Source organism: Geothrix sp. SG200, assembly GCF_022808935.1.
Lineage (GTDB): Bacteria > Acidobacteriota > Holophagae > Holophagales > Holophagaceae > Geothrix > Geothrix alkalitolerans.
This window is the reverse complement of record NZ_JAKZFR010000002.1, coordinates 174,329-194,042: the sequence shown is the minus strand read 5'-3', so window position 1 is coordinate 194,042 and position 19,714 is coordinate 174,329. Positions and strand designations below refer to the sequence as shown.

Here is a 19,714-nt window from a genome sequence, read left to right as displayed (position 1 = left end):
GCCTCCCCTTGTTTCTGTGATGACATGTTCTTGGTGATGTGATGACCCAGCCCCTCCTCCGCGTCCTGAACGGCGAAGCCCTCGACAAGCCCCCGGTGTGGTTCATGCGCCAGGCCGGGCGCTTCCTGCCCGAGTACCGCGCCGTGCGGGCCAAGGCCACCTTCGAGCAGCTGCTCAACGACTCGGACCTGGCCGCGGAGGTGACGCTCCAGCCCATCCGCCGCTTCCCCCAGATCGACGGCGCCATCATCTTCAGCGACATCCTGGTGATCCTCGACGCCCTGGGCTGCGAGGTGACGATCCCCGAAGGCGGGCCCCGCATCGGGAGGACGCTGGACCAGATCGACCTCGACCGTCCCCTGGACGAGAAGGTGTTCGAGCCGGTCTGCGAGGCCATCCGCAAGGTGAAGAGGGAGCTGCCGGCCAAGGTGACCATGCTCGGCTTCGCTGGCGCGCCCTGGACCCTGCTGGCCTACGGCATCGAAGGGAAGGGGAGCAAGTCCTGGTCCAAGGCCAAGGCCTTCCTGCACCAGGAGCCAGTGCTGGCCCGCAAGTGGCTGGACAAGCTGGCGGACGCCGCCGCCCGCCTGCTGAACCTGCATATCGAGGCTGGTGCCCAGGGCGTGCAGCTCTTCGACACCTGGGCGGGGGAGCTGGACGCCGACGACTACGCGACCTTCGCCCTGCCCTCTGTGGAGCGCACGCTCTCCCAAGTGAGCGCCGCCCCCACGCTGTTCTTCGCGCGCACCGGGTACCTGCCGGACAGCCTCAACCAGCTGCCCTGCAAGGGGCTGGCCGTGCCCTGGCAGGTGCCCATCACCGAGGCCCGCCGCCGCTTCCCCAAGATGGTGCTCCAGGGCAACCTCGATCCCATCGCGCTACTGGCCGGGGCGGACACCGCCAAGCGGAAGGCCCGGGCCATCGTGGACGCCATGAAGGGCCACCCCCACATCTTCAACCTCGGCCACGGACTCGTGCCTGAGACCGATCCCGCCGTGGTCGCGGCCGTCCTTGACGAGGTGAAGGCATGAACCAGCTCGCTGACCTCATTCGCCGCTACGACCGCCCCGGGCCGCGCTACACCGGCTACCCCATGCCGCCGGCCTGGTCCGACGACTTCCCGGAGCCCGAGGTCCTCTCGGCCCTGGAGCGCGCCGACGCCCGCAAGGACGAGGCCCTGTCGCTCTACCTGCACATCCCCTTCTGCCCGCGCCGCTGCGCCTACTGCGGCTGCAACGTGGTGGTGAGCCCCCAGTACGACCCCGTGGAGGCCTATCTCGCCGCGGTGACGAAGGAACTGGATCTCGTCTGCTCCCGCCTGAAGGACCGCCGCAAGGCCCTCCAGCTGCACTGGGGCGGCGGCACGCCCACGTACCTGAAGGCGGCCGACCTCACCCGCACCTTCAACCTGTTCAAGGAGCGCTTCGAGTTCCAGCACGGGGCCGAGATCGCCATCGAGGTGGATCCCACCTTCCTGGAGCCCGATCAGCTCCCGACGCTCCGCAAGCTGGGCTTCAACCGGGTGTCCTTCGGGGTGCAGGACCTGGACGAGAACGTGCAGGCCCTCATCACCCGCGGCCAGACCTGGGACCATACGCTGACGGCCATGAAGCAGTGCCGGGACCTGGGCTTCGAAGGCGTGAACCTGGATCTGGTCTACGGCCTGCCCGGCCAGACCATGGACACCTTCCGCCGCACCCTGGAATCCACCCTCGAGCTGTCGCCGGACCGCATGGCCATCTACGGCTTCGCCTACCTGCCCAGCATCATGCCCTTCCAGCGGAGCATCCCCGCCGAGACGCTGCCCTCACCGGACCTGCGGCTGGACCTGCTGCTCCTGGCCTCGGACATCCTGGAGAAGGCGGGCTACGTGGCCATCGGCATGGACCACTTCGCCCACCCGAACGACCCCATGGCCAAGGCCGTGAACGAAGGCCGCCTCATCCGCAACTTCATGGGCTATGCCGTGGCCGCTGGCACGGACCTGGTGGGCTTCGGCCCCAGCGCCATCTCCAACGTGGCGGGCGTCTACTCCCAGAACGAGAAGATCCTCGCCAAGTGGGAGCGAAGCATCACGGATGGGCACCTGGCGGTCCACAAGGGCCACCGCCTTTCCGAGGACGATGAACTGCGCCGCTGGGTGATCCACCACCTCATGGGCCACTTCGAACTGCGCTGGGACGACCTGAAGGCACGCTTCGGCGTGGACGGTCCTGCGCTCTTTGCCGACGCGGTGGAGCAGCTGAAGGAAGAGGTCCCCCAGGGCACCGTGGAGGTCCGCTCCGAGGGCGTCTTCATCACTCAGCTCGGCCGGCGCTTCGTGCGCAACCTGGTGCAGCCCTTCGATGCCTATCTGGCCAAGCTCAGCGCCAAGACGCCTTTTTCCAGGACGGTCTGAAGCTTTCCGTTGAATAGCCGACCCAAAGGCCTACATTAAGGGCTGTGGAGACCCGCCCGCCCGGGCTTTGGGTCGACGGCCAAAGGCCCCTCCGGTGGTCTCCGCGAACCGGCCTGGACGTCCAGGCGATCTCGCGGAGGGTTCCATGTTCCGGACCATGCTTCTCCTGCTCCCGGCGCTCGTGCTCCAGGCCGGAGAGTCGGCCATCCCCAATGCCGTGGAGGTGCGTTCGGGCGTCTTCGTCCTGAAGGGACCACCGAGTCCGGCGACCTGCGAGGCCATGAAGAAGGAGCACATCACCCACGTCATCGACCTCCGCCGGGACGATGAGCCTGATCTGGACTGCGAGTCCGAATCCTCCCGCCTGCAGGGTCTGGGAATCAACTACCTGAGGTATGCCATCAGCAAGACGCCCCCTGCCGGGGATTTCGATTTCCTGAGGTCGGTGCTGAGGGACATGCCGAAGGGATCGAAGGTCGTCATCCACTGCAGCAATGGCAACCGTGCCGCTGCGGCTGTCTGTCCTTGGCTGGTGCTCGACAAGGGCATGCCCGTGGCCGAGGCGATGCGGATCGCCACCGAGGCGGGGATGAGGGCCCCCGAGACCCAGGAGGCCGTACGGCGGTATCTGGCCCGGCAGGGCCGGACCTGAGCCGGTTCAGATCCTGGGCTCCTGGTACATCGCCTCGATCTGCTTGGCGTACATCTCGTTGATGACGCGGCGCTTCACCTTCAGGGAAGGGGTGAGCTGACCGCCTTCGAGGGTCATCTCCTGGTCGAGGAGGGTCATCTTCTTGATGCGCTCGTAGTTCGAGAGGCGCTCGTTGATCCGCTCGACGCGGCTGCCGACCTTGGCGTACACCAGCGGGTTCTGGATGAGGTCGGCGTGGCTCTTGAAGGCGATCTTCTTGTAGCCGGCCCAGCGGACCAGGCTGTCGAAGTTCGGCACGATGAGGACGCTGATGAAGTTCCGCTTGTCGCCGATGAGCACGGCCTGGGAGATGTACTTGTCCACCTTGAGCATGTTCTCGATGGGCTGGGGGGCCACCTTCTTGCCGCCGCTGGTGACGATGAGCTCCTTCTTCCGGTCCGTGATGTAGAGGCGCCCCTGGTCGTCGAGGTGGCCGATGTCGCCGGTGTGGAAGTACCCATCCGCGTCGATGGCCTCCCGCGTGGCCGCTTCGTTGTTCCAGTAGCCCACCATGATGTTCGGCCCCTGGCACAGGATCTCGCCGTCCTCCGCGATCTTCACGAAGGGGCGCCCTTCCCAGTCCTGGTAGAGCGGCCTGCCCACGCAGCCGGGAATCACATCGCCCAGGCGGTTCACAGTGATGACGGGGCTGGTCTCGGTCAGCCCGTACCCTTCGAGGATGGGCAGTCCGATGATCCAGAAGAACTCCATGATCTTGCCGCCCAGAGGCGCGCCGCCGCTGATGGCGATCTTCAGGCGCCCGCCGGTGCGCTGGCGGATCTTCTCGAAGACGACGGCCTTGGCGGTGCGGTACCACATGCCCTTCCAGGAAGGCGGTTCCTGGCCCTTCATGAGGTAGGGCACGGCCTGGCGACCCGCCAGCATGGCCCAGTGGAAGATCAGGCGCTTGATGAAGCTGCCCGCCGACACTGTGTCGTAGATCTTCGCGAAGATCTTCTCGTAGATGCGCGGGACCGAGGCCATGAGGGTGGGGCGGACCTCGAGCATGTCGGCCGCCACGGTGGCGACGCTCTCGGCGTAGTAGATGGAGGCGCCGGCATGGAACCACAGGAAGTGGCCGGCCATGCGCTCGAAGATGTGGGTGAGGGGCAGGAAGCTCAGGGCCCGCTCGCCCTCCCCGATGTTGCTCACGGTGGCGCGGGAGGCGAGGACGTTGGATACCAGGTTGCCGTGGGTGAGCATGGCGCCCTTGGGATCCCCGGTGGTGCCGGAGGTGTAGATGAGGGTGAGGATGTCCGAGGGCTTCCGCTGCTCGCCCCATGCGCGGACCTCGGGACGGCGGGCCTCCATGGCCTCTCCTTCACGCAGGAGGTCGGACCACAGGAACAGGGTGCGACCCGTGTCCGCGGGCAGCTCGCCGTCGATCAGGACCACGGCCTCGAGGCGGGGAAGCTCGGTCCAGCGGCTCAGCACCTTGTCCAGCTGCTCGCGGGTGGAGCAGAGGGCCCAGCGGGCCTCGCTGTCCTTGAGGATGAAGGCGGCCTGTTCGGCGTTCAGCGTGGCGTAGATGGTGACGTCCGGGATGCCCTGAATGGCGCAGGCGAAGTCCGCGATGGCCCACTCCGGGCGGTTCTCCGACAGGAAGGCCACCCGGTCCCCGGCCTTGAGGCCATGGGCCGCCATGGCCAGCGCCAGCCGCTCAACCCGCGCCACCACCTCCGCGTGGGAGATGGGCACGTAGACCCCGTTCTGCTTGGACGCCAAGGCATCCGGGAGGTTCCTCTCCGCCGCGGCATAGAAAAGCTGGGCAATGGTCTCTACTGGCTGCGCCACAATGACTCCAGACACTTGGGGATGTGTGGACATGGTAGCAGGGAAGGGCGCGGCACCGCTGGGAGAGGGCATCCAGGCCTTCCATCTGGAGCAGCGCGCCCGGGGCGTGTCGCCGCACACCGCTCGCGCCCAGGTGGGCGACCTGGACAAGCTGCTGGACCACGCGGTCCGCTGCCAGTGGGGTGGCTGGGAGGTGAGCCCGCGCACGGTGCGGGGCTTCGCGCTGGAACTGGGGGACCGGGGCCTGGATCCCGCCAGCCAGGCCCGCATCCTCTCCACGGCCCGCGCCTTCTTCCGCTGGTTGTGGGAGACCCGGCGCATTCCCAAGAACCCCGCCTCGGGCCTGCGGAATCCCAAGCAGCCCAAGCGGCTGCCCGCCTTCCTCACGGAAGGCGAGAGCCAGGCCCTGCTGGACCTTCCGCCAGCGGTGGATTTCCCCTCGGCGCGGCTGGGCTGCCTGCTGGAGCTGCTGTACGCCTCGGGTCTGCGCGTCTCAGAGCTGGTGGGCCTGGACCTGCAGGATCTGCTCATGGAGCAGCGGACGTTGCGGGTGCTGGGCAAGGGGCGCAAGGAGCGCCTGGTGCCCTACCACGCGCAGGCGGCGGCCATCCTGGATGCCTACCTGGGGTTAAGGTCCGCCTTCCTCGCGCAGAAGGAACTGCCCCCAAGTCCGGCCCTCTTCCTCAACCAGCGGGGCGGCAGGCTCACGCCCACCAGCGTGCGGGCCCTGCTGCGGTCGGCCCTCGAGGCGGCGGCCGTGCGGTCACGGGTGAGTCCCCATGCCCTTCGGCACAGCTTCGCCACTCACCTGCTGAACCGCGGGATGGACCTGCGAGCCATCCAGGAACTGCTGGGCCACGCGAGCCTGAGCACCACCCAGCGCTACACTCATCTGGGCCTGGAAGAGCTGGCCCGTACTTACGAGAAGGCCCATCCCAGGGCCAAAGGCTAGGAGCAATCCCATGGCGTTCGTCATCCCCACCCTCCCCCGACCGGCACTGCCCGTGACAGGCACCGACGCGCGGTTCCCGGTGCGGCGGATCTACTGCGTGGGGAGGAACTACGCGGACCATGCGCGGGAGATGGGCGGCGACCCCACCCGCGAACCACCCTTCTTCTTCGGGAAACCCGCGGATGCCGTGGTGCCGCTCGGTGGCGACATCGTCTACCCCCCCCTCACCTCCAATCTGCACCATGAGGTGGAGCTGGTGGTGGCCCTGGGTGGCGGCGGACGGGACCTCCCCGCGGAGAAGGCCCTCGCTTGCGTCTACGGCTATGCCGTGGGCATCGACCTCACCCGCCGGGACCTCCAGGCCAGGTTCAAGGACAAGGGCCAGCCCTGGGAAATGGCCAAGGGCTTCGACCAGTCGGCGCCCGTGTCTGAGGTGATGCCGGCCTCGCGCTGCGGCCATCCCACCACCGGCGCCATCTGGCTGGCCGTGGACGGCGTCGACCGCCAGCGCGGCGACCTGGCCCAGATGACCTGGAATGTGGCGGAGGTGATCGCCCACCTCTCCGCCTATGTGGCCCTGGCGCCCGGCGATCTCATCTTCACGGGCACGCCGTCGGGCGTGGGTGCGCTGGTGCGCGGGAACCGCGTGACCTGCGGCATCGAGGGTGTCGGCGACCTGGAGATCGTCCTGGTCTGACCCCGGTTCTCCAGCGCCCGGGCCGACGTTCAGGGCCGACGTTCAGGGGGTGGGCTTCAGGGCGCGGGCCGCACCTTCACATGGGCGCCCTCGGAGAGCCCCCAGGCCTGCATCAGCTCCCGGGGAATGGCCACATGCTTCTCGGCGAGCCCGGACATGAACTCCACCCGCTCCACGGCGGGCCCCTTGGGCCAGATGACCCTCAGGTTGCTGACACCGTGGCGGTAGGGGCCGAGGACGGTCCACCAGCCTTCCATGGCGGCGGGGAGCCCGAGGTGATCGCCTTTCTTGAACAGGCCGGTCTTAAGCTCGGCGACGGTGACATGGGCGTCCGGCTCCAGCACTTCGAGGCGGCCCGCCTCCTTGAGCAGGGAGGCCGCCTGCAGCACGGTCACATCGTTCTGCCCCGTGGCGGCCATGATGTCCTGGAAGTCGCGGTAGCCGTCGAAGAAGGGCATGACCCGGCGATCCTCTGCGAACACCTTGATGCCTTCGAGGAGCTGCGGCGGACGCAGGGTGGGCCAGGGCACCGCCGTGAGCCTTGGGAAGATGCCATGAAGGCGCCGGCGGCTGTCCTGGAGACGCGCGGAGTCCATGAGCAGATCCGGCACCGTGCGGCGGATCGAGGCCGGAGCCTGGATCTGGGTGGCGAGGAACTCGAAGTGGCCGGTCACCCATTCCAGGATCTCGAAAGCGGCCGTCTCGCCCCGCGCCGCCACGGTCTCGGCGTGGATCACCTCGCCATTGGAGAAGTAGAGCACGCCGCTGACCTTCCCCGAGGTGACCTGGAGCATGCCCGTCTTCCGATTGGCGTGCAGGAGCTGCGCCACATCGGTGAGGGAAATGCTCTCCAGGGTACCGCGGAGATTGCTCAAGGCCTGGCCTCCGCCATGGCGGCCAGCATCTCCTCCACGGACCGTTCCAGTCCCACGAGCACCGCCCGTCCGATGAGGCTGTGGCCGATGTTCAGTTCCTCGATCTCGGGGATCGCGGCGATGGGTCCCACGTTCTGGAGGTTCAGGCCGTGCCCGGCGAGGATGCGCAGGCCCAGCCGGCTGCCCAGGCGGGCCGCGTCGCGGATCCGGCCCAGTTCCAGCGTCGGGTCGGAATCCATGGGCAGGTCGCTGTAGATCCCCGTGTTCAGCTCCACCGCGTCGGCCTCCAGCTTGGCTGCCATCTTCACCTGGTCCAGCACGGGATCCACGAACAGGCTCACATGGATCCCCGCGCTGCGGAGCTCCCGCATGACCGGGCGCAGCATGCCCTGGAGGAAGATGGCGTCCAGGCCTCCCTGGGTGGTGAGTTCCTCGCGACTTTCGGGCACCAGGGTCATCCAGGACGGCCGGATGGGGACCACCGCTTCCAGGGTTTCCGGCGTCGCGGCGCATTCCACGTTCAGGGGGATGGCGAGGACTTCCTTCAGGACGCGGAGGTCACGGTCCTGGATGTGGCGGCGATCGCTTCGGAGATGCACGGTGATGCCGTGGGCTCCGGCGCTCTGGGCCAGCAGGGCCGCCGCCACGGGTTCGGGTTCGTGGCCGCCGCGGGCCTGCCTGAGGGTGGCCACATGGTCGATATTCACGCCAAGCCTGAGGTTCAATGCGGGCTCCAGTAGCTGATGCCTCTTAGCTTACCCTCCAATCGGCCGCAGAAAGGCCGAGCGTGAATTTCAAAAAAAGGAGTTGAAACATTCAATTTGGAGACCATGCTTGTTCCATGGCAAACTCCCCGCTTCTCCCCACCCTGTTCCTCGCCCACGGATCACCCATGCTGGCCCTGGAAGGCGGCGCCTGGGGCAGGGCTGTATCCGCCCTCGCCCTCCGGCTGCCGCCCTTGAGGGGCATTCTCGTCTGCTCCGCCCACTGGGAGGCGGCGGGGCCGATGCGGCTCTCCTCTTCGAAGAGGCCGGGCGTCATGCATGATTTCGGCGGCTTCCCGGAGGAGCTCTACAGCCTCGACTATCCGGCACCGGGATCTCCCGAACTGGCCGCCGAGGCTGCCAACCTCCTGAACGCCGCGGGCCTGGAAGCGGAGCTCGACGACCACCGTCCCCTGGATCACGGCACCTGGGTGCCCCTGCGGTACCTGGCCCCCGGCGCGGAGGTCCCCGTCGTGCAGCTCTCGCTGCCTCGGCCCCGGACCCCGGAAAGGCTCCTGGCCGCGGGCCGGGCTCTGGCTCCCCTGCGGCGATCCGGCGTGCTGATCCTGGGCAGCGGGGGTGTGGTGCACAACCTCCGCCGCCTGGATTGGCAGGATGCTTCCGCGCCGCAGCCCTGGGGCCTGGCCTTCCAGGCCTGGGTGCGCGCCCGCCTGGAAGCCGGGCACCTCGAGGCCCTCGCGGACTGGCGGAAGGCACCCGGAGCGTCGGAGTCCGTGCCCACCTCCGAGCATCTGGATCCCTTGTTCGTGGCCGTCGGCGCGGCCCGGTCCTCGCCCGAGCCGGTCTTCGAAGGCTGGCAGCTGGGAAGCCTCAGCCTGGAGAGCTACCTGTTCGCCTGAAGGCTGCGGCAGACCTCAGCCCATGGTCTTCCTGAAGCGGCCGGCGGCCAGCAGCAGCATGATGGTTCCGAGGGCGGTCAGGGCCAGCATCTGGGGCCAGAGCACCTCCAGGCCCAGCCCCTTCAGGAACACGCCCCGGATGATCACGAGGTAGTACCGCAGGGGATTCAGGTAGGTGAGCAGCTGCACCACCCTGGGCATGTTGGCGATGGGATAGACGAAACCCGAGAGCATGAAGGCGGGCAGCATGAAGAAGAACGCCGTCATCATGGCCTGCTGCTGGGTGGAACTCACGGTGGAGATGAAGAGGCCCACGCCGAGGGTGCTCAGCAGGTACAGGCCCGTGCCGAGGAACAGGATCGGCGGGAAGCCGAGCATGGGAACGCGGAACCAGAAGACGGTGATGAGGGCGATGAGGGCGACGTCGGCGAAGCCGATGACCGCGAAGGGGATGGTCTTGCCCAGGATGAATTCCAGCCGTCCGATGGGCGTGACCATGATCTGCTCCATGGTGCCAACCTCCCGCTCCCGCACGATGGACATGCTGGAGAGGATGATCGAGAGCACGGCCACGAGCATGGCCAGGACGCCTGGCACGAAGTAGTTGCGGCTGTCCAGGTTGGCATTGAACCAGGCGCGGGAGGCCAGGGCCACGGGTTCGGCGTCCAGGCGCACGCCCGCTGTGCGGGCGAAGCGCTGCTCCAGGAGCGATTGGTTGAAATCGGCAGAGACCCTGGACGCGTAGCTCAGCGCCACGCTGGCCGTGTTGGAATCCGAGCCGTCCAGGAGGAACTGGGCCTTGGCACTGCCGCCCCCAGTCAGGGCCTCCGCGAAGCCCCGGTTGAGCCGAAGCACGGCCTTCGCCTCGCCTGAATCCAGCACCTGCTGGATCTCCGGTTCCGAGGTGATCCGCCGCACGACATCGAAGCACCCCGAGCCCTCGAAGCGGGCGATGAGGTCGCGGGTGGCGGGCGTGCGGTCCAGGTCGTAGACGGCCATGGGCACGTGGCGCACGTCCGTGTTCACCGCATAGCCGATGATGATGATCTGGGCCACGGGCATGACGAACAGGACGGCCCGCATCCTGGGATTCCTGAGGACCTGGATGAACTCCTTGACGAGCATGTGACGGAGGCGTTCGAGCATGGTCGATTCCTAGGCCAGGCGCTTCTTGAAGCTGCGGATGGCGGAGAGGAGCATCAGGGCGCCGAACGCGACCATCAGCAGGCACTCGGGCCACAGCTGCGCGAGCCCGGTCCCTTTGAGGTAGAGGCCCCGGAGGAAGGCCACGAAATAGCGGGCGGGGATGAGGTAGGTCACCACCTGCAGGGCCTTGGGCATGTTGGCGATGTCGAACATGAAACCCGAGAGCAGGAAGGCCGGGAGGAAGGTCGCCACGAAGGCGAACTGGCTGGCCAGGAGCTGGGACTTGGCCTTGGCGCTGATGAGGATGCCCAGGGAGAGCGCTCCCACCAGGTAGACCGCGGAGACGCCGAACAAGAGGAGTAGGCTGCCGCGGATGGGCACGTCGAACAGGAAACGACCGGCCAGCACAGAAAGAAGCATGTCCACCATGCCGATGGCGAAGTAGGGCGCCAGCTTCCCCAGGATCAGCTCGCTCCCTCGGAGCGGCGTGGAGATGAGCTGCTCCATCGTGCCCGTCTCCCACTCCCGCGCCACCGTGAGCGAGGTGAGGAGCGCCGCGATGAGCATCATGATCACGGCGATGAGCCCGGGCACGATGAAGATCCGGGACTCCATGTCCGTGTTGAACCACGCGCGGAACCGGAGGTCCAGCGGCAGGGCGGGGGGGCGGCCCGTGAGTCGCCGGGCCTTCTCCACCAGGAGTTCCTGGGAGTAGTTCTGAACGATGGCATCGGCATAGGAGAGGGCCAGGGTCGTGGTGTTGGCGTCGCTGCCGTCGGTCAACACCTGGACCTGGACCTTCCGGCCGGAAGCGACCCGGCGCCCGAACTCGACGGGGAGCACCACCGCCATCATCGTCCGCCCCCGGGCGAGGCCGTCCTCCACTTCCCCGTAGGAGCCCGGCCGCGCCACGACGGAGAAGTAGCGTGACCCCTCGAAGCGGGCCACCAGCTCCCGGCTCTGGGGCGTCCGGCTCTGGTCCCAGATCGCCAGGGGAACCCGGTCCAGGTCCGTGGTCAGGGCATACCCGAAGATCATCAGCATGATCATGGGCAGCACGATGGCGATGCCCAGGGCGCGCGGATCCCGGAGGACGTGGATGAACTCCTTGCGCGCCACGGCGCCGAGGCGGCGGAGGTTGAGGGCGCCGCTCATGCCTTGAACTCCTTCTGCGCCCCGTCGGCGCGATCCCGGGCCTCGATGAGGGAGACGAAGACATCCTCCAGGGAGGGCGTGATGCGCTCCACGGCCCCCACCTGGAAGCCCCCCTCCTCGAGGGTCCGACGGAGGCGGGGCGCGAGGGCCTCGGCATCTTCCGCCATGAGGTGGATGTCGCGCCCGAACAGGGCCGCGTCCCGGACGCCTTCCACCGTCGTGGCCACGCCCAGGGCCTCGTGGGAGCGGTCGCAGGAGACGCGCAGCACCTGGTCGGCCATGAGGCCGCCCTTCATCTCGCCCGGCGTCCCCAGGGCCACGAGCTCGCCACGGTAGATGAGGGCGAGGCGGTCGCAGTACTCGGCCTCCTCCATGTAGTGGGTGGTGACGAAGACCGTGACCCCCTCGCTGGCCATCTGGTAGATGAGGTCCCAGAAGGAGCGGCGGCTCAGGGGATCGACCCCCGACGTGGGCTCGTCCAGGAAGAGCACCCGGGGCTCGTGGAGAAGGGCGCAGCCCAGGGACAGCCGCTGCTTCCAGCCCCCCGGCAGCAGGCCCGTGCGGGTACGGCGATGGTCCTGGAGGTGGGCCATGTCCAGGACCCACGCCTTCCGCTCGGCCTTCTTCTCCGCGGACACCCGGTAGATGCCGCTGAAGAAGTCGATGTTCTCCTCCACCGTGAGGTCGTCGTACAGGCTGAACTTCTGGCTCATGTAGCCGATGCTGCGCTTGATCTCCTCGCGCTGGGTTCGGATGTCGAAACCCGCCACCGTGCCCTGGCCGCCGGAGGGCTCCAGGAGCCCGCAGAGCATGCGGATGGTGGTGGACTTGCCGGCACCGTTGGGCCCCAGGAAGCCGAAGATCTCCCCCCGGCGCACGTCGAGGCTGACGCGGTTGACGGCCACGAAGTCTCCGAAGCGCCGCTCCAGGTCGCGCAGCGTGACGGCGAAGGTGTCCGGCGCGGCGCTCATGCGGCACCGCTGGGCAAAGCCGAAGTGAAAATGTCCTCGAGGGTGGGCTCGATCACCTCCACGCCATGGCAGGCGAGCCCCTCCGCGCCCAGGAGCGCCTCCGCGGCTGCACGTCCGCGATCCGCATCTTCGGCCAGGACATGGATGCGGTCCCCGAAGAGAGCCACACTTCCGATCTTCCCGGCGCGCAGGAGTGTCGCGGCCCGCCGGGGCGACTCGCAGCGGACCTCGAGGAGCGAGCCTTTCAGGAGGCTCTTCACGCCGTCCACGGTGTCACAGGCCATGAGCCGGCCCTGATGGAGCAGGCCGATGCGGTTGCAGCGCTCCGCTTCGTCCAGGTAGGCCGTGGAGACAAAGATCGTCACGCGCTCCTGCTGGAGCTGGTAGAGAATTCGCCAGAAGTCCCGGCGGGAGACCGGGTCGACCCCGTTCGTCGGCTCGTCCAGGAAGAGCACCCTGGGCGTGTGGATGAGGGCGCAGGCGAGCCCGAGCTTCTGCTTCATGCCCCCGGAGAGGTTGCCTGCCAGGCGGCGCCGGAAGGGGGTGAGGTTGCTGAAGGCCAGGAGCCGCTCGAGGCGCTCGCTCCGGCCCGCCTTGGGGACTTCATAGAGATCGGCATAGAAGTCGATGTTCTCCTGCACCGTGAGGTCCAGGTACAGGCCGAAGCGCTGGGCCATGTAGCCGATGCGGTCCTTGATCGCCTCCGCATCCCGGACCGCGTGCAGTCCATCCACCCACGCCTCGCCTGAGCTGGGCTCGAGGATGCCGGTCAGCAGGCGCATGGTGGTCGTCTTGCCCGCGCCGTCCGGTCCGACGAGCCCGAAGATCTCCCCTTCCTCCACGGCCAGGCTCAGCTGGTCGAGGGCCACGAGGTCCCCGAATCGGCGCGTGAGCGCCTGGGTCCGAACGGTCTCCATCACCGGCCATCCAGGGCGATCTCGGCGTCCACGGGCATGCCGGGCTTGAGCTCCATCGCCGGGTTGGGGATGTCGATCTTGATGCGGTAGACCAGCTTCGTGCGCTCCTTGCGGGTCTGGACGGTCTTGGGCGTGAACTCGGCTTCGGAGGCGATGAAGGCCACCCGGCCCTCGTAGTGCTTCCCGGGAAAGGAGTCGGACGTGACGAACGCCTTCTGGCCCACCTTCACGCGGCCCAGGTCGGTCTCTTCCACGTAGGCGCGCAGCCAGACCTGCCCCAGGTCCGCCATGGTCACCACGGCGGTACCTGGTGAGACGTATTCCATGGGTTCGATGTTCTTGGAGAGGATCACCCCCGCGCTGGGAGCCGTGAGGGTGGCGTAGCCGAGCTGGGTCTGGGCCAGAGCCAGGGCCTGCTGGGCCTGGTCGTAGCGGGCGCGGGCCTGGTCGATGTCTTCCTTCCGGGGGCCCTTCCGCACGAGGGTGTACTGCTGATCGGCCTGCTGGACCTTGCCCCGGGCGGCCTCAAGGGCGGCCCGGCTGGCCTCGTAGTCGCGCACCGAGAGGATGCCCTTCTGCTGGAGGTCGCGGATGCGCGCCTCGTCGGGCTCCAGCCTCTTGAGGTCCGCCTGGGCCTGCTCCAGGGCGGCCTTGGACGAGGCGATCTCCTCCTTGCGGGATCCGGCCAGCATGGCGTCCAGGGCCGCCTTGGCCGTGGCCGCGTCCGCCCGGCGCATGGCCACCTGCTGCTCCAGGTCCCGGGCGTCGAGCCGGGCCAGCAGCTGGCCGGCCTGCACCACCTGGCCCTCATCCACAGGGCGCTCGATCACTTTCCCGGGCACCCGGAAGCTGGCCTCCACCTGGATGACTTCGATGTTTCCCGAGAGCTTGAGGCGGCTCTCCTGATGATTCCCGCAGCCGGTGGCCAGGAAGGCCGCTCCGCCGAGAAGAACCATCATGGCGATGGGAAGATGCCAGTCTGTCGGTCTCATGGATGGGTCTCCTTGATGGCGATGGGGTCTGCCGCGAGTTCCGGCAGGGGCGGCAAGGGGGCGAGCGGGTCCCGGGCGATGCCCCGCCAATACAAGTCGAACCAGACGTGCAGCCCGGTCTCCACGGCCTGGTCATGGGGCAGGCCCATGAGACGGGGGAGCACGGTGGGCAGCAGGTCGAGGATCTCGAGGTGCATCCTCGCGAGAAAGAAGGTGCCCAGCAGGGTATGGAGGTCCGCTCGCAGGTCCCCTCGCGAGATGCCCTGGTCGAGGATGCTTCGGATGGCCATCACGATGGGGCGGATCCGCACCTCGATGAGGCCCGAGAGCCCCTCGGCGCCACGCACGATCTCTCCCCGGATGAGGGAGCGGATCGCCGGATCGGCCTTGAGGTGCCGGTGGTAGATCCGGACGACCTCCCAGAGCCTGAGGGCGGTGGAGCGCGGATCCCCGGGCTCTGCCACCACCTCGAGCTCCTGGAGGATGGGGGGGAAGCGACGGGCCAGCAGGGCGGTGAACATGGCCTCCTTGCTGTCGAAGTGGTAGTAGATCAGGGCCGGGTCGCAGCCGGCCTGCTTGGCGATGGCACGCAGGCTGGCCGCCCGCAGGCCGTCCCGGGCGAAGACCTCCTGGGCCGCATCCAGGATCCGGTCCGGGTCCATTCGAATGGGTTTGGGTCCGCGGGGGCGAGGGGCATGGGGCATGGGGATCCAATTCAACGAATGTTGAATCATGCGATCCGCGGTCAGGATCTGGCAAGACTTATTTCATCGAATGTGGAAATCGCGGGCGTACATGATCAAGCCCCCAGAGGACCCGGGGGCTTGATCGCGAGCTCTGGCTGCTATTCGCCGGAGATGGGAACCACCGTGGTGTCCTCGATGGTGATGATCTCGGGCTCCTCGAAGGCGATGCGGTTCTCTTCGACCTCGGCCATGGCCACCTGGCCCCAGAACGACGCGAGCTTGGGAGCGTCCTGGGCCTGACCGTGCTTGTTCACGGGCACGACCACCTCGACCTTGGGGAAGGCGCCTCGCTGGAGCTGATCGCAGCGCTTGCCGGCCACGACGACAAAGCGGTACTTGTTGGCGATTTCTTCCGGGACACGGACGATGGTGCGCTGGGTCATGGGCCACTCCGAACCAGGAAGCATAACACCCGTGGCGCCATGGATCAACGAGCGTGGGGTAGCATGGAGCGTTCCAGGAGCCCCGATGCAGATCATCCTCGGCATCCCGGGCGGCATCGCCGCCTACAAGTCCGCTGATCTGGCGCGGTTGCTGACCAACCAGGGCCATCGGGTCCGCTGCATCCTCACCGAGGCCGGGGCCCGGTTCATCACGCCGCTGACCCTCAGCAGCCTCACAGGGGAGCCCTGCTACGGGGCGAATCCGGACCAGGGCGAGTGGCGCGCCAATCCGAGCATCGAGCACATCGAGCTGGCCCGCTGGGCAGACATCATGGCCGTGGTGCCGGCCACCGCCGACCTCATCGGGAAGGCTGCCAACGGACTGGCCTCGGACCTGCTCAGCACGGTGCTGCTGGCCACGAGGGCCCCCGTCCTCTGGGCTCCGGCCATGAACACGGGCATGTGGTCCCACCCCGCCGTCCAGGCCAACCTCTCCCGCCTGCGCTCCTTCGGCCACGCGGTGGTGGACCCGGACGATGGCCTTCTGGCCTGCGGCGAGGAGGGATCGGGCAAGCTCGCCCAGGTGGACGCCATCGCGGAAGCCATCCTGATGCATGGCGCCGCCAAGCTCCGCAGCCTGAACGGGAAGAGAGTCCTCATCACCGCCGGGCCGACCCGCGAAGATCTGGATCCGGTGCGAACCCTGACCAATCGCAGCACCGGCGCCATGGGGATCGAGCTGGCGAGGGCCTTCCGCGATGCGGGCGCGCAGGTCCAGCTGGTGCTGGGCGGGGATCTGCCGGCGCCTTGGGGGGTGGAGACGGCCCGGGTCCGCAGCGCGCAGGAGATGCTGGCCGCTTGCCAGGCCCGCTGGTCCGGGGCGGATGGCCTGGTGGGAGCCGCGGCGGTGGCCGATCAGCGGCCGGAGACCTTCGCGCCTGAAAAGGTGAAGAAGGGGGAGGGGCCTGAAAACCTGGTCCTGGTCCGCACGCCGGACATTCTGGCCACCCTCTCGGCCACCCGTCGGCCCGGCCAGTGGATCCTCGGGTTCGCCGCGGAAAGCGAGAACCACCTCGCCCATGCCGCAGCCAAACTGCAGAAGAAGCAGCTGGATGGCGTGCTGGTGAACGATGTCCAGGGAGGACGGGCCTTCGGGGACCAGACCAATACCCTGACCCCCGTCACCGCCCAGGGCCCCCAGGCTCCCATCGGCCCCCTGTCCAAGGATGCCTTGGCCCGGGCCGTGGTGCAGTGGTGGAACTTCCAGATCGAGAGTCGGGGAACCGTTCAATAGCCCTGACCCGGCCCCGCCTCAGAGGGCCGGATCCATCCAGGGAAGCACCTCGCTGGGCCGTCCGGCGACCTCGCCCAGCCGTACGGCCACGATCACGATCCACCCGGGGGGGCGGTGGAGGGATTTCAGGTCCAGGGTCAGCGCTTCGCCAGGCCCCGGCAGGTCCGGGCGACGGCGCTCCAGCACCACCTCGCCCCGGCTGAAGACCTCATCAGCGGTGGGCTTGGTCAGGCCGAGGGGCAGGTAGAGCACCCGCAGGGACTCCACCCCCGCCAGTGGAACGCCGTTCACGTCGGTGGAAGGCAGCACCAGACGGATCTTCCGGAGTCCCTCCAACCGCGCCTCCATGGCCTGGGCCGCAGCCCGGGGTCTGGGAACAGGATCACCCTTGCGTCCGCACCGGACTGTCAGGAGTCCGAGCGTGATGGCAAGCAGCGGGTTTGCTAGTCTGAAGAATCGCATCGCCCACCATCATGCCCGAAGACGAGGCCCATCCATGCCCGTGACCAAGATCCTGATTGCCAACAGAGGGGACGATGACCCCTCCGCGATCGAGCGGAGCGAGGGAGCGGGAGCGGAGCGATCGGGGTCAGGTCCCCGCGCAGGCCTGCGATTCGATTCCAACAAGCGAGGTTGAGCCGATGCCCGTGACCAAGATCCTGATTGCGAACCGCGGGGAAATCGCCGTGAGAGTGATCCGCACCTGCCGGGAGATGGGCATTCCCACGGTGGCCGTGTATTCCGAAGCCGATCGTGGCGCCCTGCACGTGCGCATGGCGGACGAGGCCTACTTCATCGGCCCCGCCGCGGCCCGGGAGAGCTACCTGGTGCTGGAGAAGATCCTCGACGTCTGCAAGCGCAGCGGCGCCGACGCGGTGCATCCGGGCTACGGCTTCCTGTCCGAGAACGCCGAGGCGGCCAGGGCCTTCGAGGCCGCCGGCATCACCTTCATCGGCCCCCGTCCCGAGTGCATCGTGAGCATGGGGTCCAAGACCGCCGCCCGCGAAGTGGCCATCGCCGCGGGCTGCCCCGTGGTGCCGGGCATCCAGGAGACCATGGCGGACGAGGAGCTGCTCGTCGCGGCGCAGAAGATCGGCTTCCCGGTGATGCTCAAAGCCGCCATGGGCGGCGGCGGCAAGGGCATGCGACTGGTCCACAAGCCCGAGGAGTTCGCCAGCTCCCTGGCCCGGGCCCGGGGCGAGGCCCTTTCCAGCTTCGGCGACGACTCGGTCTACGTGGAGAAGGCCATCGTCCAGCCGCGCCACATCGAGATCCAGGTCTTTTCCGACAAGCACGGCAACCATGTCTACCTGCATGAGCGGGAGTGCTCCGTCCAGCGCCGCCACCAGAAGGTGATCGAGGAGGCGCCGAGTCCCCATGTGACCCCGGAGATGAGGAAGGCCATGGGCGAGGCGGCCCTGAAGGTGGCCCGGGCCGTGAACTACGTCGGCGCCGGCACCGTGGAGTTCCTGGCGGATGCCGACCGCAACTTCTACTTTCTGGAGATGAACACCCGCCTGCAGGTGGAGCATCCGGTCACCGAATGGATTACGGGCCTGGACCTGGTGAAGTGGCAGATCCTCGTGGCCCGGGGCGAGAAGCTGCCCATGACCCAGGAGGAGATCCCCCTCAACGGATGGGCCATCGAGTGCCGCGTCTATGCCGAAGACCCCGACAAGAACTTCATGCCCAGCCCCGGGAAGATCACCTTCCTGCGCACGCCCAGCGGCCGCAACGTGCGGGACGACGGGGGCGTGTACGAGGGTGCCGAGGTGCCCATGTTCTACGACCCCATGATCAGCAAGTTGAGCACCTGGGGGCCCACGCGCCTGGAGGCCATCGAGCGCATGCGGGCGGCCCTGGGGGAGTACCGCATCGGTGGCATCCGCCACAACATCGCCTTCCACGAGACCCTCATGGAACACGAGCCGTTCCGGCAGGGCGCCCTGCACACCGGGATGCTCGACAAGCCCTTCTGGAAGCGGAAGGGGCAGGGGCCCGACCTGAAGTTCGCCGTGGCGGCGGCTCTCATCCATGAGCTCGAGACGGAACAGCGCCGCGCCGCCCAACCCGCGGCCTGCGGCGAAGGACGCCCGGATGCCTGGAAGCACTGGGGCCGGTTCAACCGCCTGTAGCCGAGGAGACCACCCATGAAACGAACCCTGATCCTCGGCAAGGAATCCCATGAGGTCGAGCTCCTCCACCAGGACGGCGCCACCACGCTGGTCTGGGAAGGCCAGAGCCACCCCATCGACATCATCGAGCTCGAGCCGGGCTGCTACTCGATCATCCTGGATGGACGCTCCGTGGAGGTCCGCCTGGATCAGGCCAAGGCGCCGGACCCGGACACCCATGCCTACCGGGCCATGCTCTACGACGGGGCCTACGAATTCGCCCTGGTGGACCCCCGCCGGGCCCTCCTGTCTGGCGGCGGCGGCGCAGGGGCCGCCGGTGGCCTGCTGGTGGCCCCCATGCCCGGCAAGATCGTGAAGCTGCTCGTGAACCCGGGCGATCTCGTGCAGGAAGGCCAGACCCTCCTCGTCATGGAAGCGATGAAGATGCAGAACGAGCTGAAGGCCAGCACGACCGGGACCGTCGCGACCGTGCATGTGCAGGAGGGCGCCACCGTGGAAACGGGGGCCTCTCTGGTAACCGTGTCGCCCGAGGCTTGAACGGGAGGTCTCGCGTATCGCCATGGGCGATACCGAGAAAACGAGGTGGGGAACACCCTTCCGCTTGAACGGGAGGTCTCGCGTATCGCCATGGGCGATACCGAGAAGATTCAGTACGAGCTGAGGGCAAGCATGAGCAGTACCGCCACGCCGGTCTTCACCCTGGGGTCTACCTCAGGGTGACAAAGGTGGTCGATGCAGCCCGCCTGCTTGAATCTCAGGGCATATTTGGCCGACCGATTCGCTTGAGGAGAATGAGTAGAAACGGTTATTTCATATCGTGCTGCGATACATCAATGGCACTCAAAACGTCTGTAAAAAAGGATCTGGATTCTTTTTTTGTTGATGTAAGAGAGACTTCAAGACTAGGTTTATGGCGTGATGCGAATCACCATTAGCGGAGGTAG

At 67.5% G+C, this 19,714-nt stretch carries 20 protein-coding genes; 9 read left to right on the top strand and 11 right to left on the bottom strand.

Features of this window, described 5'->3' with window-relative positions:
* The first annotated feature begins 41 nt into the window (after window positions 1–41).
* From hemE to ML539_RS06205, 3 genes are all read left to right on the top strand, one after another.
* A complete protein-coding gene (gene hemE, locus ML539_RS06215; protein WP_243321732.1) occupies window positions 42–1,031 on the top strand; it encodes a uroporphyrinogen decarboxylase in 990 nt (329 codons plus the stop codon).
* On the top strand, window positions 1,028–2,398 hold the full coding sequence (gene hemN / locus ML539_RS06210) for an oxygen-independent coproporphyrinogen III oxidase (protein WP_243321730.1): 1,371 nt from the start codon (window positions 1,028–1,030) through the stop codon (window positions 2,396–2,398). The genes hemE and hemN overlap by 4 nt, the downstream gene beginning before the upstream one ends.
* Before the next feature lie 145 nt (window positions 2,399–2,543).
* Window positions 2,544–3,050 carry a hypothetical protein gene (locus ML539_RS06205; RefSeq protein ID WP_243321727.1) on the top strand — a complete coding sequence of 169 codons (507 nt, stop codon included), beginning with the start codon at window positions 2,544–2,546 and terminating at the stop codon, window positions 3,048–3,050.
* A gap of 6 nt (window positions 3,051–3,056) precedes the next feature.
* Here ML539_RS06205 and ML539_RS06200 read toward each other — a convergent pair whose 3' ends face one another.
* A complete protein-coding gene (locus ML539_RS06200; protein ID WP_243321725.1) occupies window positions 3,057–4,883 on the bottom strand; it encodes a long-chain fatty acid--CoA ligase in 1,827 nt (608 codons plus the stop codon).
* 31 nt (window positions 4,884–4,914) lie between these two features.
* Between ML539_RS06200 and ML539_RS06195 the strand changes: the two genes are divergently transcribed.
* Window positions 4,915–5,835 carry a tyrosine-type recombinase/integrase gene (locus tag ML539_RS06195; RefSeq protein ID WP_243321723.1) on the top strand — a complete coding sequence of 307 codons (921 nt, stop codon included), beginning with the start codon at window positions 4,915–4,917 and terminating at the stop codon, window positions 5,833–5,835.
* A gap of 10 nt (window positions 5,836–5,845) precedes the next feature.
* The gene (locus tag ML539_RS06190; protein WP_243321721.1) at window positions 5,846–6,532 is read left to right on the top strand and encodes a fumarylacetoacetate hydrolase family protein; all 687 of its coding nucleotides are present in this window, start codon (window positions 5,846–5,848) and stop codon (window positions 6,530–6,532) included.
* A 56-nt stretch (window positions 6,533–6,588) separates the two neighbouring features.
* Here ML539_RS06190 and ML539_RS06185 read toward each other — a convergent pair whose 3' ends face one another.
* Window positions 6,589–7,407: a DUF4388 domain-containing protein gene (locus ML539_RS06185; protein ID WP_243321719.1), complete on the bottom strand. Its 819-nt coding sequence runs from the start codon at window positions 7,405–7,407 to the stop codon at window positions 6,589–6,591.
* Window positions 7,404–8,132 (bottom strand): pyridoxine 5'-phosphate synthase, encoded by a 729-nt coding sequence (locus tag ML539_RS06180; RefSeq protein WP_243383580.1) that lies wholly within the window; start codon window positions 8,130–8,132, stop codon window positions 7,404–7,406. Before ML539_RS06180 ends, ML539_RS06185 begins: the two co-directional genes overlap by 4 nt.
* A 116-nt stretch (window positions 8,133–8,248) precedes the next feature.
* Here ML539_RS06180 and ML539_RS06175 point away from each other — a divergent pair, with 116 nt between their 5' ends.
* A complete protein-coding gene (locus ML539_RS06175; protein ID WP_243321716.1) occupies window positions 8,249–9,031 on the top strand; it encodes a class III extradiol ring-cleavage dioxygenase in 783 nt (260 codons plus the stop codon).
* Between the two features lie 15 nt (window positions 9,032–9,046).
* On the opposite strand, the gene ML539_RS06170 is transcribed toward ML539_RS06175, so the two are convergent.
* From ML539_RS06170 to ML539_RS06140, 7 genes are all read right to left on the bottom strand, one after another.
* Window positions 9,047–10,177, bottom strand: a complete 1,131-nt coding sequence (locus ML539_RS06170) for an ABC transporter permease (protein WP_243321713.1) — start codon at window positions 10,175–10,177, stop codon at window positions 9,047–9,049.
* A gap of 9 nt (window positions 10,178–10,186) precedes the next feature.
* Complete coding sequence (locus ML539_RS06165; RefSeq protein WP_243321711.1) at window positions 10,187–11,332, bottom strand: ABC transporter permease; 1,146 nt, start codon at window positions 11,330–11,332, stop codon at window positions 10,187–10,189.
* Window positions 11,329–12,303 carry an ABC transporter ATP-binding protein gene (locus tag ML539_RS06160; RefSeq protein ID WP_243321709.1) on the bottom strand — a complete coding sequence of 325 codons (975 nt, stop codon included), beginning with the start codon at window positions 12,301–12,303 and terminating at the stop codon, window positions 11,329–11,331. The genes ML539_RS06165 and ML539_RS06160 overlap by 4 nt, the downstream gene beginning before the upstream one ends.
* The gene (locus ML539_RS06155) at window positions 12,300–13,220 is read right to left on the bottom strand and encodes an ABC transporter ATP-binding protein (protein WP_243321707.1); all 921 of its coding nucleotides are present in this window, start codon (window positions 13,218–13,220) and stop codon (window positions 12,300–12,302) included. Before ML539_RS06155 ends, ML539_RS06160 begins: the two co-directional genes overlap by 4 nt.
* Window positions 13,220–14,212 (bottom strand): efflux RND transporter periplasmic adaptor subunit, encoded by a 993-nt coding sequence (locus ML539_RS06150; protein ID WP_243321706.1) that lies wholly within the window; start codon window positions 14,210–14,212, stop codon window positions 13,220–13,222. Before ML539_RS06150 ends, ML539_RS06155 begins: the two co-directional genes overlap by 1 nt.
* Complete coding sequence (locus ML539_RS06145) at window positions 14,209–14,874, bottom strand: TetR/AcrR family transcriptional regulator (protein WP_243321704.1); 666 nt, start codon at window positions 14,872–14,874, stop codon at window positions 14,209–14,211. The genes ML539_RS06150 and ML539_RS06145 overlap by 4 nt, the downstream gene beginning before the upstream one ends.
* A 182-nt stretch (window positions 14,875–15,056) precedes the next feature.
* Window positions 15,057–15,341, bottom strand: coding sequence for a hypothetical protein (locus ML539_RS06140; protein ID WP_243315126.1), 285 nt, complete (start codon window positions 15,339–15,341; stop codon window positions 15,057–15,059).
* Window positions 15,342–15,426: 85 nt separating this feature from the next.
* Between ML539_RS06140 and coaBC the strand changes: the two genes are divergently transcribed.
* Entirely contained in the window at window positions 15,427–16,635 is a 1,209-nt protein-coding gene (coaBC, locus tag ML539_RS06135; protein WP_243321703.1) for a bifunctional phosphopantothenoylcysteine decarboxylase/phosphopantothenate--cysteine ligase CoaBC, read from the top strand.
* 18 nt (window positions 16,636–16,653) lie between these two features.
* Here coaBC and ML539_RS06130 read toward each other — a convergent pair whose 3' ends face one another.
* The gene (locus ML539_RS06130; protein ID WP_243321701.1) at window positions 16,654–16,971 is read right to left on the bottom strand and encodes a hypothetical protein; all 318 of its coding nucleotides are present in this window, start codon (window positions 16,969–16,971) and stop codon (window positions 16,654–16,656) included.
* A gap of 305 nt (window positions 16,972–17,276) precedes the next feature.
* Here ML539_RS06130 and accC point away from each other — a divergent pair, with 305 nt between their 5' ends.
* Together accC and ML539_RS06120 are read left to right on the top strand one after the other, a co-directional pair.
* Window positions 17,277–18,770, top strand: a complete 1,494-nt coding sequence (gene accC / locus ML539_RS06125) for an acetyl-CoA carboxylase biotin carboxylase subunit (protein ID WP_275976392.1) — start codon at window positions 17,277–17,279, stop codon at window positions 18,768–18,770.
* A gap of 15 nt (window positions 18,771–18,785) precedes the next feature.
* Window positions 18,786–19,307 (top strand): acetyl-CoA carboxylase biotin carboxyl carrier protein subunit, encoded by a 522-nt coding sequence (locus tag ML539_RS06120; protein WP_243321697.1) that lies wholly within the window; start codon window positions 18,786–18,788, stop codon window positions 19,305–19,307.
* Window positions 19,308–19,714 lie beyond the last annotated feature (407 nt).

What these genes read in the sequence shown, in the direction of transcription:
- hemE (WP_243321732.1), top strand. Translation starts at nt 42, where the DNA reads ATGACCCAGCCCCTCCTCCGCGTCCTGAACGGCGAAGCCCTCGACAAG.
- ML539_RS06150 (WP_243321706.1), bottom strand. Translation starts at nt 14,212, where the DNA reads ATGAGACCGACAGACTGGCATCTTCCCATCGCCATGATGGTTCTTCTC.
- ML539_RS06145 (WP_243321704.1), bottom strand. Translation starts at nt 14,874, where the DNA reads ATGGACCCGGACCGGATCCTGGATGCGGCCCAGGAGGTCTTCGCCCGG.
- ML539_RS06140 (WP_243315126.1), bottom strand. Translation starts at nt 15,341, where the DNA reads ATGACCCAGCGCACCATCGTCCGTGTCCCGGAAGAAATCGCCAACAAG.
- ML539_RS06120 (WP_243321697.1), top strand. Translation starts at nt 18,786, where the DNA reads ATGAAACGAACCCTGATCCTCGGCAAGGAATCCCATGAGGTCGAGCTC.
- ML539_RS06195 (WP_243321723.1), top strand. Translation starts at nt 4,915, where the DNA reads ATGGTAGCAGGGAAGGGCGCGGCACCGCTGGGAGAGGGCATCCAGGCC.
- ML539_RS06160 (WP_243321709.1), bottom strand. Translation starts at nt 12,303, where the DNA reads ATGAGCGCCGCGCCGGACACCTTCGCCGTCACGCTGCGCGACCTGGAG.
- hemN (WP_243321730.1), top strand. Translation starts at nt 1,028, where the DNA reads ATGAACCAGCTCGCTGACCTCATTCGCCGCTACGACCGCCCCGGGCCG.
- accC (WP_275976392.1), top strand. Translation starts at nt 17,277, where the DNA reads ATGCCCGTGACCAAGATCCTGATTGCGAACCGCGGGGAAATCGCCGTG.
- ML539_RS06175 (WP_243321716.1), top strand. Translation starts at nt 8,249, where the DNA reads ATGGCAAACTCCCCGCTTCTCCCCACCCTGTTCCTCGCCCACGGATCA.
- ML539_RS06170 (WP_243321713.1), bottom strand. Translation starts at nt 10,177, where the DNA reads ATGCTCGAACGCCTCCGTCACATGCTCGTCAAGGAGTTCATCCAGGTC.
- ML539_RS06205 (WP_243321727.1), top strand. Translation starts at nt 2,544, where the DNA reads ATGTTCCGGACCATGCTTCTCCTGCTCCCGGCGCTCGTGCTCCAGGCC.
- ML539_RS06155 (WP_243321707.1), bottom strand. Translation starts at nt 13,220, where the DNA reads ATGGAGACCGTTCGGACCCAGGCGCTCACGCGCCGATTCGGGGACCTC.
- ML539_RS06190 (WP_243321721.1), top strand. Translation starts at nt 5,846, where the DNA reads ATGGCGTTCGTCATCCCCACCCTCCCCCGACCGGCACTGCCCGTGACA.
- ML539_RS06165 (WP_243321711.1), bottom strand. Translation starts at nt 11,332, where the DNA reads ATGAGCGGCGCCCTCAACCTCCGCCGCCTCGGCGCCGTGGCGCGCAAG.
- coaBC (WP_243321703.1), top strand. Translation starts at nt 15,427, where the DNA reads ATGCAGATCATCCTCGGCATCCCGGGCGGCATCGCCGCCTACAAGTCC.